Consider the following 16,031-nt stretch of genomic DNA (forward strand, 5'->3'; position numbering starts at 1 on the left):
CGCCAAGCAGCAGAAGAACTGCGCAGGCAAATCGGAACCGGGGAGGATGCAGATCTTGCCGGAACGGCAAAACAACTGGGTCAGTTAGAGGGGCTGATCCGAAGTTGTCAGAAAGTGGAGACAAGCTTTGTCGAACAACATCACAGACAAGCCGGAATTGCCCAAGGGGGATATGCGCTCGACCTTGAGCGCGCTCGATTTGAAATCGGGTGCAGGCTGGCTCGCCTCCGCCGATGCTGCGGTGCGGGACAGGTTTCTGAGTGAGATCGGGGAGGGGGGGCTGTGTGCCCTCCCTTTCCTGTTCGAGTTCTGGGCGCTGCCGCACCAACTGCCGCCCGAAGGCGACTGGCGGTCCTGGGTGATCATGGGAGGGCGCGGCGCAGGCAAGACGCGCGCAGGGTCCGAATGGGTGCGGTCGATGGTCGAAGGGCCCAAGCCGCTGGATCGCGGTGAGGCCAGCCGGGTGGCGCTGGTGGGTGAGACCTTCGATCAGGTGCGCGATGTGATGATCTTTGGCGACAGCGGCATAATGCAATGCTCGCCTCCGGATCGCCGGCCGGTCTGGAAGGCGTCGGAACGCAAGCTGGTCTGGCCCAACGGAGCCGAAGCGCAGGCGTTTTCGGCACATGATCCCGAGGGGCTGCGTGGCCCGCAATTCGATGCGGCCTGGGTGGATGAACTGGCCAAATGGAAAAAGGCCGGGGAGACCTGGGATATGCTGCAATTTGCCCTGCGTCTGGGCGAGCGTCCGCGTGTCTGCGTGACGACCACGCCCCGCAATGTGAAGGTTTTGAAGGAGTTGCTGGTGTCGCCCTCCACCGTACAAACCCACGCGCCGACCGAGGCGAACCGCGCCAATCTGGCCGACTCGTTTCTGGCCGAGGTCCGCGCACGTTACGCAGGCACGCGGCTGGGGCGGCAGGAATTGGAAGGCGTGCTGTTATCGGATGCGGAAGGCGCGCTGTGGACCGGCTCGATGCTGGATGCGGCGCGGGTGGAGACTGTGCCTGAACTGGACCGTATCGTGGTGGCTTTGGACCCGGCGGTGACGGCGGGGTCCAGCGCGGATGCCTGCGGGATCATGGTTGTCGGCGCGCAGCTACAGGGGCCGCCCGAACAGTGGCGGGCCTATGTGCTGGCCGACCGGACGGTGCAGGGTGTTGGCCCGGCGGGCTGGGCGCAGGCGGCGATTGACGCGATGGACGAGTTCGGGGCCGAACGGCTGGTGGCCGAGGTCAATCAGGGCGGGCAACTGGTGGAAGAGGTCGTACGGCAGGTGGACCCTCTGGTCCCTTACCGGGCGGTGCGGGCGTCACGCGGCAAGGTTGCGCGGGCTGAACCCGTTGCAGCACTCTACGAGCAGGGGCGAGTGAGCCACGTGGCCGGTCTAACCGCGCTGGAGGAGCAGATGTGCCAGATGACCGCGCGCGGGTTCGAGGGGCAGGGCTCGCCCGACCGTGTGGATGCGCTGGTATGGGCTCTGCATGAGTTGGTTGTGGGGCCTGCGGGGGTCTATCGGCGGCCGAGGGTGCGGAGTTTGTGAGAGTATATTCGCGCTAATCTAAGTCGAATTCGTTCTCATCCTTAAGACCGCGAATGAAGCTCTCAAAATCTGGGGCCACCAAAGTAACACGATAGTCATACGCTTGATCTACGTGAACGACAGTCGGTTGGCTGTTGCCGAAAACATTTCGGTAGTCCAGGCAAAGCATATCATGGCCAGCCGACGGACAGTCTGCGAAATAAACTCCTATGGGTGGATAGCCCCATTCCTCCATCCAAAATTTGGTGCTGTAGTAGCCACAGAGTGAGCAGTCCAGATTTCTGTCGATTCCATAGATTCCAGAAATTGCTATGTGGTCCTTGGCCCATGATGTTGGAGAACTTGTATAGTGAGAGTTCTTAGAAGGGGTCCCGCCATTCTGAACTTTCATCAATTCAACATAGCTTTCGGGTAATTTTACGCCCAACTCTTGTTCGACGGATCGCAGCAAGCTCTCATTCAGTTCCGCGCTGACGTAGGTCTTCCGTTCGTATTCTCCACCCGACCAAAAATCCGTCAGGTCGAAATCGCCAAATACAATCACTTGATGTCCTTTTCTTCCGCCAGGGAATTTGCCTTCTTCGACCTAAGCTTAGCAATGAAAGCAACTTATTGAAGAGTTTTCGACCATCGAGAATAGGACAAGTTGTTGGTGCGAATCCGGTGCCATTAAACACGGTATTCAACCGTTGCCCAACCCCCGTACGCCGCATTCCCAAGCCCTAAACTTCTTTCCGTCATAACTCCTTTCAACAAGCCGGGCAGAGCGGCGGCAGAAAGGAGCACAGATGGTATTCGATTTCTTGCGTCGTGGAGCGGCCGGGGAAGCGCCCGAGGCGAAAGCCAGCGCGGCGGGTCCCGTGGTGGCGTGGCAGACGGGCGGACGCGTGGCGTGGAGCCCTCGGGATGCGGTGTCGCTGACCCGCACGGGGTTCTCGGGCAACCCGGTGGGGTTCCGGTCAGTCAAGCTGATTGCCGAGGCGGCGGCGGCGCTGCCTCTGGTCCTGCAGGATCAGGCGCAGCGCTATGATGCGCATCCGATCCTGTCGCTGATGCGCCGCCCGAACGCGGCTCAGGGGCGGGCCGAGTTGATGGAGGCTCTGTTCGGTCAGCTTTTGCTGTCGGGCAATGCCTATGTCGAGGCCGTGCAGGCTGAAGGGGGCTTGCCGATTGAGCTACACGTCCTGCGTTCGGACCGCATGAGCGTGGTTCCGGGCGCGGATGGCTGGCCCAAGGCGTATGACTACACGGCGGGCGGCAAAACGCACCGATTCCCGGCGGATGCGATCTGTCACATCAAATCCTTCCACCCTCAGGACGACCATTATGGGTTCTCACCCATGCAGGCGGCGGCGATGGCGATTGACGTGCATAACAGCGCGTCGCGGTGGTCGAAATCTCTGCTCGACAACGCGGCGCGGCCTTCGGGAGCGCTGGTGTGGAAGGGTGATTGCCATGGGGTGATGGCCGAGGATCAGTTCCGCCGTCTGTCCGACGAGATCGAGCAGAACTATCGCGGGGCGCGGAATGCCGGGCGACCGATGGTTCTGGAAGGGGGGCTGGATTGGAAACCGATGGGGTTCTCACCCTCGGATATGGAGTTTCAGAAGACCAAAGAAGCCGCCGCCCGCGAGATCGCGTTGGCCTTCGGTGTCCCGCCGATGTTGCTGGGGATACAGGGCGATGCGACCTATTCGAACTATCAGGAGGCCAACCGGGCGTTTTACCGCCTGACCGTGCTGCCTCTGGTGACGCGGGTGGCGGCGGCGGTGTCGGAATGGCTGGCCGGGTATTCGGGCGAGGATCTGATGCTGAAACCCGATCTGGATCAGGTACCTGCGCTGTCCGCCGAGCGCGACGCGCAGTGGTCGCGGGTGAGTGGGGCCGAGTTCCTGACGGATGCCGAAAAGCGATCTCTGTTGGGCTTGCCGGCGCTGGCGGAGGATGCGGATGACTGAGGGGTATCCCCCGTTCGATTGCGCGCCGGGCCTGCGTCTGGCCGCGCATGAGAGGGTGGCAGAGATCCAGCACGCACATCTGTGCCGCAGGCTGGATCAGATCGAAGAGATGATGGAACGGCTGGAGAAACGGTTGTGGCTGACGGTCTATGGTGTCGCGGCAGCGATCCTGGCGCAGGTGTTTCAGTCCTTCCTTGCAGCAACGCCGTGAAATCAGAAGTTTACGAGGAGGTGTTCATGGATTTGGAACACAAGTTCGCACGGTTCGGAGATGGGCCTTCGGTAACGGATGGTGCAGTGATCGAGGGTTACGCCAGCCTGTTCGGCCAGGTGGATCAGGGCAGCGACGTTGTGCAACGAGGGGCGTATCGAGGCTCGCTTGACGGTCTGGCGAAAGCTGGGCAGCGGGTCAAGATGCTGTGGCAGCATGATCCGGCGCAACCCATCGGTGTCTGGGATGAGGTGCGTGAGGATGACCGGGGCCTTTGGGTCAAGGGACGTCTGCTGGAGGCCACGCAAAAGGGCCGTGAGGCGGCGGAACTGATCCGGGCGGGCGCTATGGATGGCCTGTCGATTGGCTTTCGCACCAAGCGGGCCGTGAAGAATGACAAGGGCCAGCGGGTCCTGACTGAACTGGAGCTTTGGGAAGTGTCCTTGGTGACGTTCCCGATGCTGCCCAGTGCGCGGGTGGCGGCGAAGGGCGTGGAGCCTGAGGCCGAGAACACCTGGCGCAGTATTGCCGAGGTGTTCGACGACGCCCGGCAGGAGCTGGCGCGGACCTAGCGCGCCTCAACCCCCACCCAAGAAATGGAAGTGCTGATGAGCAAGACCGAAACCCCGGCCTTGACCGGAGAGGGTGCGCCCCTGGTTCAGGAGGTGAAGCAGGCGATGGCTGGCTTCGTGAATGAATTCAAGGGCCTCAAGGCCGAAGTGAAAACCCAACTGCAACAGACAGAAGAGCGACTGACCATGCTGGATCGTAAATCAACCATCGCGGCGCGTCCGCACCTTGCGGCCTCGATTGAGGACGGTGCACCGCATCAAAAGGCGTTCGACGCCTATGTGCGTTCGGGCGAGGATGACGGCCTGCGCGGGCTTGATATGGAATCGAAATCCCTGTCCAGCGCCGTGAACAGCGATGGCGGCTATCTAGTCGACCCGCAGACCGCCGAGATCATCAAATCGGTGCTGAAATCCACCGCCTCGATCCGCTCGATTGCGTCGGTGGTGAATGTCGAGGCGAACTCGTTCGACGTGCTGATCGACCACACCGATGTGGGCGCTGGCTGGGCCGATGAGAACGCCGCCGCGACCGAGACGGCGACCCCGTCCATTGACCGTATCTCGATCCCGCTACACGAGCTGAGCGCGCTGCCCAAAGCCTCGCAGCGTCTGTTGGATGATAGCGCCTTTGACGTCGAAGGCTGGCTGGCAGGTCGTATTGCGGACAACTTCGCCCGAGCTGAGGCTTCGGCCTTTATTAACGGTGATGGTGCGGACAAGCCCAAGGGTATCCTGAACCACACGAAGGTCGACAATGACGTTTGGGACTGGGGCAACATTGGTTATGTGCCCACCGGCATCGACGGCGGTGTCGAGGCGGATGCGATTGTCGATGTGGTCTATGCGCTAGGCGCGCAGTACCGCGTGAACGGCACCTTCGTGATGAACTCGAAAACCGCCGGTCTGATCCGCAAGCTCAAGGACAGCGATGGCCGCTTCCTGTGGTCGGATGGTCTGGCAGCGGGTGAGCCTGCGCGCCTTATGGGCTATCCGGTGCTGATCGCCGAGGACATGCCGGATGCGGGCACCGACAGCTTCTCGATTGCCTTTGGCGATTTCCAGGCGGGCTACACCATTGCCGAGCGCCCCGACCTGCGCGTCCTGCGCGACCCGTTCAGCGCCAAGCCGCATGTCCTGTTCTATGCCACCAAGCGCGTTGGCGGCGACGTGAGCGACTTTGCCGCGATCAAGCTGGTGAAATTCGGCACCGCCTAAAGCGGGCCGAATCCTTGGGGGGTTTCGGTCCCCCAAGGCGGCGGGCGCGGGCCGGGGTGAGATCCCTTGCGTTGTCTAGCTGCTCCCCTCCGTCCGAGCAACGTGGGGCGGCGCGTGCCCGTCAATTCCTGAAGTTACGGCCCCGGAGGGGGCCGAGATTGCGGAGTGTATGGATGATGTTGATCGAAGAAACCGCCATCGCGGATGCGGCGCTGCCGGTGGATCAGTTCAAGGCTCATCTGCGGCTGGGAACGGGTTTTACCGAAGACAGCTTGCAGGATGAAGTGTTGAAAGGCTTTCTGCGGGCGGCGATTGCAGCGATTGAAGCGCGTACCAGCAAGGTGCTGATCACGCGCGGATTTTCATGGGATCTGAACAGCTGGCGCGATACGGCGGGCGAGGTGCTGCCGGTGGCCCCGGTCACAGCGATCAGCGCAGTGACTGTGACCGACGCGGCTGGCACCGATGCGGTTTTGGATAATGCCCGTTATCGTCTGGCCCAAGACAGCCAGCGCCCGCGTCTGCGTCCGGCGGGTGCAACCCTGCCGACCATTCCCACGGGCGGCTCGGTCAAGATCGCCTTTACCGCAGGGATGGCTGCGGATTGGGGGGCTCTGCCCGCTGATCTGGGGCAGGCGGTGCTGTTGCTGGCCGCGCATTACTATGAATACCGGGATGAGACGGCTTTAGGCGCGGGCTGTATGCCCTTTGGCGTCACCAGCCTGATCCAACGCTACCGGATTGTGCGCTTTGGTGCCGGGGTGGCGCAATGAAGACGCCCCGATTGAACAGAAAGCTGGTGCTTGAGGCACCGGTGCGCAGCGCGGATGGGGCTGGTGGGTATACCGAGACATGGGCTGCGGTTGGAACGGTTTGGGCCGAGGTCACGGCGCGCAGCGGGTCCGAACGGTCTGTTGCAGGCATCCCGGTTTCGCGCGTTGGCTATCGCATCGTGGTGCGCGGCGCGCTCGAGGGGGCGTCCATGCGTCCACGCCCGGATCAGCGGTTCTCTGAGGGCCCGCGCCGGTTCGTGATCCGCGCCGTGGCCGAACGCGACCCACGCGGCCAGTACCTGACCTGTTTCGCAGACGAAGAGGTGGCGGCATGAGTTACGGCGTTTCAGCCGCGTTGCAGGCGGCGGTGTTTCAACAGCTGTCGGGCGATGCGCGGGTCAGCACGCTGTCGGGCGGCGCGATTTATGACGCAGTTCCGGCGGGCGCGGTGCCCCAGACCTATGTGACGCTGGGCCCGGAAGAGGTGCGCGATGCCTCGGACCGGTCAGGCGCGGGCGCCGTGCATCGGTTCACCGTGTCGGTGGTGTCCGAGGCCGCAGGCTTTGGCGCGGCCAAGACGCTGGCGGGCGCAGTCTGTGATGCGCTGGAAGGCGCGGCACTCAGCTTGGATCGGGGCCGCCTTGTGGGGCTGTGGTTCGAACGCGCCAGTGCCCGGCGCACCGGAACGGGCGGCGCGATCCGCCAGATCGACCTGAGATTCCGCGCCCGCGTGGAAGACGACTAAGCAATCAACGGAGAGAGCATATGGCTGCCCAGAACGGAAAAGACCTGTTGGTCAAAGTGGATATGAACGGCTCGGGCCTGTTCGAGACCATCGCAGGCCTGCGCGCCACGCGGGTCAGTTTCAACGCGGAAAGTGTGGATGTTACCAGCCTTGAAAGCCAGGGCGGATGGCGCGAGCTGCTGTCGGGGGCGGGGGTCAAATCGGCCTCGATCTCGGGCTCGGGCGTGTTCAAGGACGCGGGCACCGATGAACGCGCGCGTCAGTTGTTCTTTGATGGTGAGACGCCGGATTTTCAGGTGATCATCCCCGATTTCGGCATTGTTGAAGGCGCGTTTCAGGTGACCGGTATCGAATATGCGGGCTCGCATAACGGTGAGGCCACCTATGAGATGAGCCTGGCCAGCGCCGGGGCTCTGACCTTTACGGCGCTGTAATCCGATGGCCAATCCGTGGACGGGTGAGGTGGCATTGACCATCGACGGTAAGCCTCGGGCACTCAAGCTGACGCTGGGGGCTTTGGCGGAATTGGAACAGGAGCTGGGCACCGGGACTTTGGTGGAATTGGTCCAGCGGTTCGAAGGCGGGGCCTACTCCAGCAGTGATGTGCTGGCGCTCATCGTGGCGGGGCTGCGCGGCGGTGGGGCGGATGTGACCCGCGCCAACTTGATGCGCGCCGAGATCGAGGGTGGCCCCATGGAAGGGGCCCGCGCGGCGGCCGAGCTGCTGGCCCGCGCCTTCATGGTGCCGGATCGTTGAGCGGGTTCGACTGGCCCGCCCTGATGCGGGCCGGGATGACCGGCTTGCGTCTGACGCCGGATCAATTCTGGCGTCTTACCCCGGCCGAGCTGCGGCTGATGTTAGGGCAGGGCGCTGGGATGCCCGCGATGAACCGGGCGGGGCTGGACGCATTGTTGGCGGCTTACCCGGACAAAGAACAAGGAGAGCGTGATGGCGACGGATCGTGACGGGTTGGACGACCTGCAGGAACGGGGTGAGGCGTTGGGTGATGCGCTGGGGGATGCCGCGTCTATGGCGGCGGCATTTGACAGCCAGATGAAACGCATCAGTGCGGCGTTTGAGGAAACCGGCAAGGATGTGGCGACGCTGGAGCGCGGCATGTCCGGAGGCTTGCGCAAGGCGTTTGACGGTGTGGTGCTGGACGGGATGAACCTGTCAGATGCGCTGGATGTGTTGAAGAATTCGATGATCCGCACGGCCTATTCGGCGGCGATCAAGCCGGTGACGGATCATTTTGGTGGCCTCATTGCTGGTGGCATCGGAAGTTTTGTCCAAGGCATCTTGCCCTTTGCCGACGGCGGCAGCTTTAGTCAGGGCCGGGTGATGCCTTTTGCCAATGGCGGCGTCATTAGCGGCCCAACTACGTTTCCGATGCGCGGTGCGACCGGTCTGATGGGCGAGGCGGGTCCCGAGGCGATCATGCCTTTAGCGCGCGGACCGGATGGCAAGCTGGGTGTGCGCACCTCGGGCGATGGCGGCGCGGTGAACGTGGTGATGAACATCACCACGCCTGACGTGCAGGGCTTCCGCCGCAGCCAAAGCCAGATCGCCGCACAGATGAGCCGCGCCTTGGGTCGCGGCAATCGCAACAGATAAGGGGAGCAGGTCATGAATTTCCACGAAGTCAGATTTCCCGCCAGCCTCAGTTTTGGCTCGGTCGGTGGTCCGGAACGGCGTACGGACATCGTAACGCTGGCAAACGGGTTTGAAGAGCGTAACACCCCGTGGGCGCATTCACGCAGGCGCTATGATGCGGGTTTTGGAATGCGGTCTCTGGACGACATCGAAACGTTGATTTCGTTCTTCGAGGCGCGGCAAGGGCAGATGTTCGGGTTTCGCTGGAAAGACTGGTCGGACTATAAATCCGGCGCGGCGACCGCTGAGGTCGACAAGGCTGATCAGGTCATCTCGCGTGGCGATGGGGTCACGACCGTATTTCAATTGGTCAAAACCTACACGTCTGGTGGGTTTGAGTATATCCGGCCGATCCTCAAACCCGTTCTGGGAACTGTAAAGCTTGGGCTTGAACAGGATGAGGTTCGCGAAGGTGTGGATTTCGAGGTCGATCTGGCGCGCGGCCTAGTGACATTTGCCGACCCGCCTCCGGAAGCGGTCGAAATCACTGCTGGGTTCGAGTTCGATGTTCCGGTCCGGTTTGACACCGACAAGATTCAAACCAGTGTCGCCAGCTTTCAGGCCGGTGACGTACCGAATGTTCCAGTGGTCGAGGTGCGGGTCTGATGAACAGCGCAAAAGATACCCTTGAGGCCCACTTGAAAACAGGCCTGACCACGACTTGCCGATGCTGGGCGATCCAGCGCGCGGATGGTCAGGTCTTTGGCTTCACGGATCACGACAGGGAACTAGGTTTTGAAGGGCTGACCTTCAAGGCAAGTTCGGGGTTGACGGCTGCAGCAATCGAACAGGCGACTGGCCTGTCTATCGATAACTCGGAAGCCATGGGTGCACTGTCGGATGCAGCCGTTACGGAAGATGATGTCGAGGCCGGACGTTTTGATGGCGCTGAGGTCCGGGCCTGGCTGGTCAACTGGGCCGCGCCGGAACAGCGCGTCCTGCAGTTTCGCGGGTCGATCGGGGAAATACGCCGCTCGGGCGGGGCTTTTCATGCCGAATTGCGCGGGTTGACGGACTTGCTGAATCGCCCTCTGGGAAGGATTTATCAAAAACCCTGTACGGCTGTACTTGGCGACAGCGCCTGCCGGTTCAATGTATCTGCTGCGGGCTATCAGGCTGAGGCCGAGGTTGCCGAGTTGACCGCAGGCAGTGTGTTGGAACTGAGCGGCGCTTTGGGGCCGGATTCAGCGTGGTTCGAACGGGGACGACTGGACGTTATCTCGGGTCAGGCCATCGGCTTGTGGGCGTCGATCAAGCAGGATAGCCTCAAGCCGGGTGGCCGCATTGTTACCTTGTGGTCTGGGATCAGTGGTGGTCTGGCCGTGGGTGACAGAGTCCGGTTGACCGCCGGGTGCGACAAACGCATGGAAACATGCCGAAAGAAGTTCAACAACTTTCTGAACTTTCAGGGATTTCCCGATTTACCCGGCGAAGATTGGGTCATGGCGGTTCCCAAAAAGGGCAATCCCAATACAGGGGGCAGCCTGCGATGAGCACGATCCGCGATCAAATAGTGGCGGAAGCCCGAACATGGCTGGGGACGCCGTATGTGCATCAAGCTTCGTGCAAAGGCGCGGGCAGTGACTGCCTTGGGTTGCTGCGCGGTGTCTGGCGCGCGGTCTTGGGGCCCGAACCCGAATCCGTTCCGAGCTACAGTATGGATTGGTCCGAGCCGCAAGGGGATGAGCGCATGTGGCAGGCCGCAAGGCGACATCTGACAAGCAAGGCTGTTGAAGACATGGAACCCGGCGATGTGTTGTTGTTTCGGATGCGTGCCGGGCGCGTTGCGAAGCACGTGGGTATCGTCAGCGAGGGCGGTGAAGCCCCGCGTTTCATTCATGCCTATTCCGGGCACGGCGTTGTTGAAAACACGCTGAGCGACCCCTGGCGCCGCCGGGTTGTCGCTTGTTTCGGTTTCCCGCTGGAGGATTTCTAGATGGCTACAATTGTACTCTCGGCAGCAGGGGCTGCGATTGGTGGCGCGATTGGCGGAACGGTCGCTGGTCTTTCGACGGCTATCATTGGCCGTGCCATCGGCGCGACGCTGGGTCGGGTCATCGACCAGCGTTTAATGAGCCAGTCCGTTATGGGCGGCGGCAGTGAAGTTGTTGAGACCGGCCGGCTGGACCGCTTTCGCCTGACTGAAACCGGCGAGGGAGCACCCGTCTCGACCCTGTTCGGACGGATGCGCGTTGGTGGGCAAGTGATCTGGGCCTCGGATTTTCTGGAAACGCGCAGCACCTCTACGACGACGCAATCGGGAGGAGGTGGCAAGGGCGCACCCAAAGCGCCCGAAGTCACGACGACCACCCATAGCTATAGCTATTCCGTTTCACTGGCGATTGCGGTTGGCGCGGGACAGATTGCTGACGTGCCCCGTATCTGGGCCGACGGTGAAGAGCTTGAACGCGCAGGCCTGAACATGCGCGTGTATCATGGAACGGATGATCAGTTGCCCGATCCGCTTATCGAAGCGGTTGAGGGCGCGGGAAATGTTCCGGCATATCGCGGGACGGCGTATGTCGTGATTGAAGATCTGCAGCTGGCGGCTTTCGGAAACCGCGTTCCACAGTTCTCATTCGAAGTCGTGCGCCCCGATCAGGCGGGTCTGCCGGAAACACATGATGCGTTGTCCCTTATCGTGAAAGGCGTAGCGCTGATGCCGGGCACCGGCGAATACGCATTGGCGAGCACACAGGTGAATTATACCAAAGGTCCCGGCCAAAGCTGGGCGGCGAATGTGAACTCGGCCTCGGGCGTGCCGGATCTTGTGACCTCGACCAGAGCTTTAAGCAAGGAACTGCCTGCCTGCGACGCCGCTTCGCTTATCGTTTCATGGTTCGGTGATGATCTTCGTTGCGGCGCATGCCAGGTGAAGCCGAAGGTTCTGCATAAAGAACTGGAAGGTGAAAACATGCCATGGCGCGTGGCTGGCGTGACACGCGGCGCTGCCGAGGTGGTGAAGCACGAACAGGATCGTCCTGTCTATGGCGCCACCCCAACAGACCAGTCGGTGATTCAGGCGATTCAGCATTTGAAGCAGACCGGCAAGCGCGTGATGTTCTACCCGTTCATTCTGATGGACCAGTTGCGCAATAACGGTCTACCGGATCCTTGGTCCGACGCGGCGGATCAACCACATCTTCCGTGGCGGGGGCGTATCACTCTCAGTCGGGCTCCGGGGCGCAGCGGCTCGCCGGACGGAACAGCCGCGGCGGACCTTCAGGTGGCTTCGTTTTTTGGAAACGCCCGTGCGGACCATTTTACCGTCGTCAACGGCGAAGTGGTCTATTCCGGCCCGCAAGAATGGGGCCTGTTCCGTTTCATCCTGCACTACGCAGCGCTGTGCCAAGCAGCGGGGGGCGTTGACTCGTTCTGCATCGCGTCCGAGATGCGTGGATTGACACAAATTCGCGGTGCATCAGGCTTTCCGGCGGTGGCGCAGATGCGTATTCTCGCAGCCGAAGTGCGCAGGATTTTGGGATCACAGACCAAGATCGGCTACGCTGCCGACTGGAGCGAGTATTTCGGCTATCAACCCGCGGATGGCAGTGGCGATCGATACTTCCATCTGGACCCGCTTTGGGCAGATACCAATATCGACTTTATCGGTGTCGATAACTACATTCCGTTGTCCGACTGGCGTGATGGCGAAGGTCATGTGGACGCCCGCGACGGGGCAAAGTCCATCTATGACCTCGACTACCTTCGCGGCAACATCGAGGGTGGTGAAGGGTACGACTGGTTCTATGCGTCACCCGAAGAGGCCCATGCGCAAATACGGGCCCCGATCGAGGATGACGCTCATGGCGAGCCATGGATATGGCGGTACAAAGATCTGCGGAATTGGTGGTCGCAGCCACACCACGAACGGATCGGTGGCGTCCGCCAAACAGATCGCACCGCTTGGGTGCCTGGGTCCAAACCGATCTGGTTCACGGAATTGGGTTGTGCCGCGATAGACAAAGGAACAAACCAGCCGAACAAATTTCTGGACCCAAAGTCGTCGGAGTCGAGTTTGCCCGTGTATTCCAACGGCCAGCGTGACGATTTTATGCAAGTTCAATACCTACGAGCGGTTCTGGGGTATTGGTCCGACCCAAAGATCAACCCGATCTCAGACGTGTATGGCGGCCCGATGGTGGACATGTCCAATGCCTATGTCTGGGCCTGGGACGCGCGCCCATTTCCCGCTTTTCCGAACCAGCGCAGTCAATGGAGCGATGGCAAAAACTATGCCCGCGGCCATTGGCTGAATGGGCGCTCGGGATCGCGAACTTTGGCCTCTGTGGTCGCCGAGATCTGTCATGGCGCGGGCGTCACGGATATCGACACCACGGAGTTGCACGGGATCGTGCGTGGATACGTGATCGAACAGGTTTCGGACGGGCGCGCCGCGTTGCAGCCACTGATGCTTCGGTATGGCTTTGACGCCATCGAACGCGACGGTGTGTTGCGTTTTCAGATGCGTAACGGGCGGGCTTCGGTTCAGCTCGAAAGCGACCTGCTTGCGACCAATTCTGAGATCGATGGCACTATCGAACATCGCCGCGAAGCCGAGGCGGAGATGACCGGTCGTGTCCGACTGCGATTTGTCCAGTCTGATGCGGATCATGATATCGTCTCGGAAGAGGCCGTTTTGCCGGATACCAGTACCCATTCGGTTTCCGTCAATGAGATGCCGTTGTCGATGACACGCGCCGAAGGCCGTCAAACCGCCGAGCGGTGGCTGAACGAATCCCGCGTGTCGCGAGAGAGCGTCCGGTTTGCATTGCCGCCTTCGATGCTGAATGTCGGTGCGGGTGATATCATCACCCTGTCCGGCGAGCAGGGCGCGCGGTATCGTATCGACCGGCTCGAACAGGCCGAAATGCAGATGGCAGACGCTGTTCGCGTTGAACCGGGTGTTTATACGCCTTCCGATTTGCCAGACGACGACGTCTCGGAAAACCCGTTTGTGGCACCAGTCCCCGTATTTCCAGTTTTCTTGGACTTGCCGCTTATCACAGGATCCGAGGTGCCCCACGCACCTTATCTGGCGATCTCGGCTGATCCATGGCCGGGAAGTGCAGCGGTCTACTCCTCTGCGACTGATGAGGACTATGCTTTGCAAGAGGTGGTCAGCGGGCAAGCTGTTGTCGGATTCACGCAGTCGCCGATGCGCTGGGCAGGTGCCGGGCTGTGGGATGAGGGGGCACCCCTGACTGTCGAACTGATTGCGGGTGTTCTGGAATCCCGACCGCGCGACGCGTTGCTGAACGGCGCAAACCTTGCGGCAATCGGCGATGGATCACCGGATAACTGGGAACTGTTTCAGTTTGAACGCGCCACTCTGCAAGAACGCGGTATATACACTCTGTCAGGCCGTCTTCGCGGACAACTGGGGACAGAAGCCAAAATACCGGAGGTATGGCCTGAAGGCTCGACTTTTGTGCTTTTGGACCAACGGGTGTATCAAACCAACCTGCTGAGGTCTGAGCGCCGTGTGGCCAAGCACTACCGGATAGGCCCTGCGGCGCGCAGTTATGACGATCCGTCTTTCGTAAATAGGGTCGAGGCATTCAACGGCAATGGTCTACGCCCTTATGCGCCATCCCACCTGCGTGTTGCCAAATCTGCGGGTGACGATCAGCTGTCGTGGATACGTCGCACGCGCATCGACGGTGATGATTGGTCGGGTATCGACGTGCCATTAGGCGAAGAAACGGAATCCTATCTGGTGCAAGTGCGCGCCGAAGGCGCATTGGTGCGCGAACTGATCTCACCCAATCCAAGTTGGATATACACGGCCGCAATGAAATCAGCCGACGGTGTAAGCGCAGGATACACCGTGCAGGTTGCGCAGGTCTCGGCCAGTTATGGTCCGGGTCTACCTGTCAGCCTTGACGTAAGCTAAGTCATACGTCCGGCTCTTCACAGAGATGTAAGTGCTGCGGCGCGCATGCTTACCGAGGCCGAGTTGGCAGATCGGTACATGCGTCGAACCGGTCATCTTCATCCGGTATTCAGCAATGGATTGCTGGCAACCGCAGCATGTATCCGTCCCTTGGACGTTGAACCCAGTTTTGACGATCTACAATACTGTCAGTGTTTCGCGATGGTTTTGAACAGTCTGGTACGGCTTCATCTTAGCCAGACGCGCAGCTGACGCATTTTGTGGCCGCCAGATCCAGTTTTAGCCGACCTGCAGGAATCTCTTCTCCGCAATCTTCGCAGAAACCATACTCGCCGTCCCGAATCCGGTTCAGGGCGGCGGTTAGTCTGCGCCGTTCCAGATCGCGACTGGCTTGATGTGCTTTGGCCATAGCCTGGTTTTGCAACGCGTCCATCCGGCTTAGGCGGCCAACAGCCTGCTGATCCAACTCAACAACAGCCTGCGCGCTTTTGCCCGATGCAGTGCTGTCTGCCAACTCGTCCAGACGAGCGAGGATCAAAGCGCTAAAATGTACCAGTTCCGAGTCATTCATTTTCGTTATCGTGCGGATCACGGGTTTGCGTTTGGCGTTTTTGCCACTAAATGGCATCTTAGGCGCAGCAAAGGATGAAAAGCCATGTTGGAAAAGCGCAGTCACGTGACCCCCGTCGATCCCGTTTGGGATCGTATCACGACCGAAGCTCAGGCGGCCGTCGAGAATGAACCGCTGATGGGCGGGCTTGTCCATGCATGTGTCCTTCATCACAAAAGTCTTGAGCGGGCGTTGTCATATCGTGTTTCCGCCAAGCTGTGCTCGAACGAGATGTCGATGATGGTTCTGCGTGAAATCGTGGACGAGGCTTATGCCGACGACCCATCACTGATCGAAGCCGCGCGCGCAGACCTGATGGCCGTATATGAACGTGATCCGGCCTGCCACCGGTTGCTGCAGCCGATTCTTTATTTCAAGGGTTATCAGGCGATGCAGGCCTATCGTGTGGCGCATTGGCTGTGGCGTAAGGGTCGTTATGATCTGGCTTACTTCTTCCAGATGCGCTCATCCGAGATTTTTGGCATCGACATTCACCCTGCAGCGAAGATTGGCAAGGGGATCATGATCGACCATGCGCATTCCATAGTGATCGGTGAAACTGCCGTGGTGGGCGACAACGTCTCGATGTTGCACTCGGTGACGCTGGGCGGAACCGGCAAAGAAGAGGAACAACGTCACCCTAAGATCGGGAACGGAGTTCTGATTGGTGCGGGTGCCAAGGTGCTTGGGAATATCGAAGTCGGCCATTGCAGCCGCATAGCGGCCGGTTCGGTTGTTCTGCAGGAGGTCCCCCCCTGCAAAACCGTTGCGGGTATTCCTGCCAAGATCGTGGGCGAGGCCGGGTGCGATCAGCCCTCGATCTCAATGGACCACATGCTGGGTAAAAACCAGTAA

The 16,031-nt window shown here is 60.6% G+C and carries 20 protein-coding genes; 18 read left to right on the plus strand and 2 right to left on the minus strand.

The annotated features are described in order from the left end of the window. Positions 1 to 172: 172 nt before the first annotated feature. Positions 173 to 1,543 carry a DNA-packaging protein gene (locus GOW48_RS07300; RefSeq protein WP_170752997.1) on the plus strand — a complete coding sequence of 457 codons (1,371 nt, stop codon included), beginning with the start codon at positions 173 to 175 and terminating at the stop codon, positions 1,541 to 1,543. A 13-nt stretch (positions 1,544 to 1,556) separates the two neighbouring features. Here GOW48_RS07300 and GOW48_RS07305 read toward each other — a convergent pair whose 3' ends face one another. Beyond that, positions 1,557 to 2,087: an SMI1/KNR4 family protein gene (locus GOW48_RS07305; protein WP_170752576.1), complete on the minus strand. Its 531-nt coding sequence runs from the start codon at positions 2,085 to 2,087 to the stop codon at positions 1,557 to 1,559. Between the two features lie 244 nt (positions 2,088 to 2,331). Between GOW48_RS07305 and GOW48_RS07310 the strand changes: the two genes are divergently transcribed. The 16 genes from GOW48_RS07310 (at position 2,332) to GOW48_RS22855 (ending at position 14,818) form a co-directional block, all read left to right on the plus strand. Further along, positions 2,332 to 3,501, plus strand: coding sequence for a phage portal protein (locus GOW48_RS07310; RefSeq protein ID WP_170752577.1), 1,170 nt, complete (start codon positions 2,332 to 2,334; stop codon positions 3,499 to 3,501). Next, a complete protein-coding gene (locus GOW48_RS07315) occupies positions 3,494 to 3,712 on the plus strand; it encodes a GTA head formation protein, RCAP_rcc01685 family (protein WP_170752579.1) in 219 nt (72 codons plus the stop codon). Before GOW48_RS07310 ends, GOW48_RS07315 begins: the two co-directional genes overlap by 8 nt. A 26-nt stretch (positions 3,713 to 3,738) precedes the next feature. Further along, positions 3,739 to 4,284 carry an HK97 family phage prohead protease gene (locus GOW48_RS07320; RefSeq protein ID WP_170752581.1) on the plus strand — a complete coding sequence of 182 codons (546 nt, stop codon included), beginning with the start codon at positions 3,739 to 3,741 and terminating at the stop codon, positions 4,282 to 4,284. Positions 4,285 to 4,320: 36 nt separating this feature from the next. Beyond that, positions 4,321 to 5,499: a phage major capsid protein gene (locus tag GOW48_RS07325; RefSeq protein WP_170752583.1), complete on the plus strand. Its 1,179-nt coding sequence runs from the start codon at positions 4,321 to 4,323 to the stop codon at positions 5,497 to 5,499. A 173-nt stretch (positions 5,500 to 5,672) separates the two neighbouring features. Beyond that, positions 5,673 to 6,272 carry a head-tail connector protein gene (locus GOW48_RS07330; protein WP_170724436.1) on the plus strand — a complete coding sequence of 200 codons (600 nt, stop codon included), beginning with the start codon at positions 5,673 to 5,675 and terminating at the stop codon, positions 6,270 to 6,272. Next, a complete protein-coding gene (locus GOW48_RS07335) occupies positions 6,269 to 6,607 on the plus strand; it encodes a phage head closure protein (RefSeq protein WP_170752585.1) in 339 nt (112 codons plus the stop codon). The genes GOW48_RS07330 and GOW48_RS07335 overlap by 4 nt, the downstream gene beginning before the upstream one ends. Beyond that, complete coding sequence (locus tag GOW48_RS07340) at positions 6,604 to 7,017, plus strand: DUF3168 domain-containing protein (RefSeq protein ID WP_170724440.1); 414 nt, start codon at positions 6,604 to 6,606, stop codon at positions 7,015 to 7,017. The genes GOW48_RS07335 and GOW48_RS07340 overlap by 4 nt, the downstream gene beginning before the upstream one ends. 20 nt (positions 7,018 to 7,037) lie before the next feature. Continuing rightward, positions 7,038 to 7,451, plus strand: a complete 414-nt coding sequence (locus GOW48_RS07345; RefSeq protein ID WP_170724442.1) for a phage major tail protein, TP901-1 family — start codon at positions 7,038 to 7,040, stop codon at positions 7,449 to 7,451. A gap of 4 nt (positions 7,452 to 7,455) precedes the next feature. Next, positions 7,456 to 7,773: a gene transfer agent family protein gene (locus GOW48_RS07350; protein WP_170752587.1), complete on the plus strand. Its 318-nt coding sequence runs from the start codon at positions 7,456 to 7,458 to the stop codon at positions 7,771 to 7,773. Next, positions 7,770 to 7,982: a rcc01693 family protein gene (locus GOW48_RS07355; RefSeq protein ID WP_170752589.1), complete on the plus strand. Its 213-nt coding sequence runs from the start codon at positions 7,770 to 7,772 to the stop codon at positions 7,980 to 7,982. The genes GOW48_RS07350 and GOW48_RS07355 overlap by 4 nt, the downstream gene beginning before the upstream one ends. After that, positions 7,966 to 8,631 (plus strand): phage tail tape measure protein, encoded by a 666-nt coding sequence (locus GOW48_RS07360; protein ID WP_170752591.1) that lies wholly within the window; start codon positions 7,966 to 7,968, stop codon positions 8,629 to 8,631. Before GOW48_RS07355 ends, GOW48_RS07360 begins: the two co-directional genes overlap by 17 nt. A 12-nt stretch (positions 8,632 to 8,643) precedes the next feature. Next, positions 8,644 to 9,276, plus strand: a complete 633-nt coding sequence (locus GOW48_RS07365; protein ID WP_170724450.1) for a DUF2460 domain-containing protein — start codon at positions 8,644 to 8,646, stop codon at positions 9,274 to 9,276. After that, positions 9,276 to 10,163: a DUF2163 domain-containing protein gene (locus GOW48_RS07370; RefSeq protein WP_170752593.1), complete on the plus strand. Its 888-nt coding sequence runs from the start codon at positions 9,276 to 9,278 to the stop codon at positions 10,161 to 10,163. Before GOW48_RS07365 ends, GOW48_RS07370 begins: the two co-directional genes overlap by 1 nt. Then, complete coding sequence (locus GOW48_RS07375) at positions 10,160 to 10,606, plus strand: NlpC/P60 family protein (protein WP_170752595.1); 447 nt, start codon at positions 10,160 to 10,162, stop codon at positions 10,604 to 10,606. Before GOW48_RS07370 ends, GOW48_RS07375 begins: the two co-directional genes overlap by 4 nt. Further along, a complete protein-coding gene (locus GOW48_RS07380; RefSeq protein ID WP_170752597.1) occupies positions 10,607 to 14,566 on the plus strand; it encodes a baseplate multidomain protein megatron in 3,960 nt (1,319 codons plus the stop codon). A gap of 3 nt (positions 14,567 to 14,569) precedes the next feature. After that, a complete protein-coding gene (locus tag GOW48_RS22855) occupies positions 14,570 to 14,818 on the plus strand; it encodes a DUF7742 family protein (RefSeq protein ID WP_462362596.1) in 249 nt (82 codons plus the stop codon). On the opposite strand, the gene GOW48_RS07385 is transcribed toward GOW48_RS22855, so the two are convergent. Continuing rightward, positions 14,799 to 15,137 (minus strand): TraR/DksA family transcriptional regulator, encoded by a 339-nt coding sequence (locus GOW48_RS07385; protein ID WP_170752600.1) that lies wholly within the window; start codon positions 15,135 to 15,137, stop codon positions 14,799 to 14,801. The two genes, GOW48_RS22855 and GOW48_RS07385, sit on opposite strands and share 20 nt — an antisense overlap. A gap of 84 nt (positions 15,138 to 15,221) precedes the next feature. Here GOW48_RS07385 and cysE point away from each other — a divergent pair, with 84 nt between their 5' ends. Then, positions 15,222 to 16,031, plus strand: a complete 810-nt coding sequence (cysE, locus tag GOW48_RS07390; RefSeq protein ID WP_170354513.1) for a serine O-acetyltransferase — start codon at positions 15,222 to 15,224, stop codon at positions 16,029 to 16,031.

Source organism: Ruegeria lacuscaerulensis, from assembly GCF_013033355.1.
Lineage (GTDB): Bacteria > Pseudomonadota > Alphaproteobacteria > Rhodobacterales > Rhodobacteraceae > Ruegeria > Ruegeria lacuscaerulensis_A.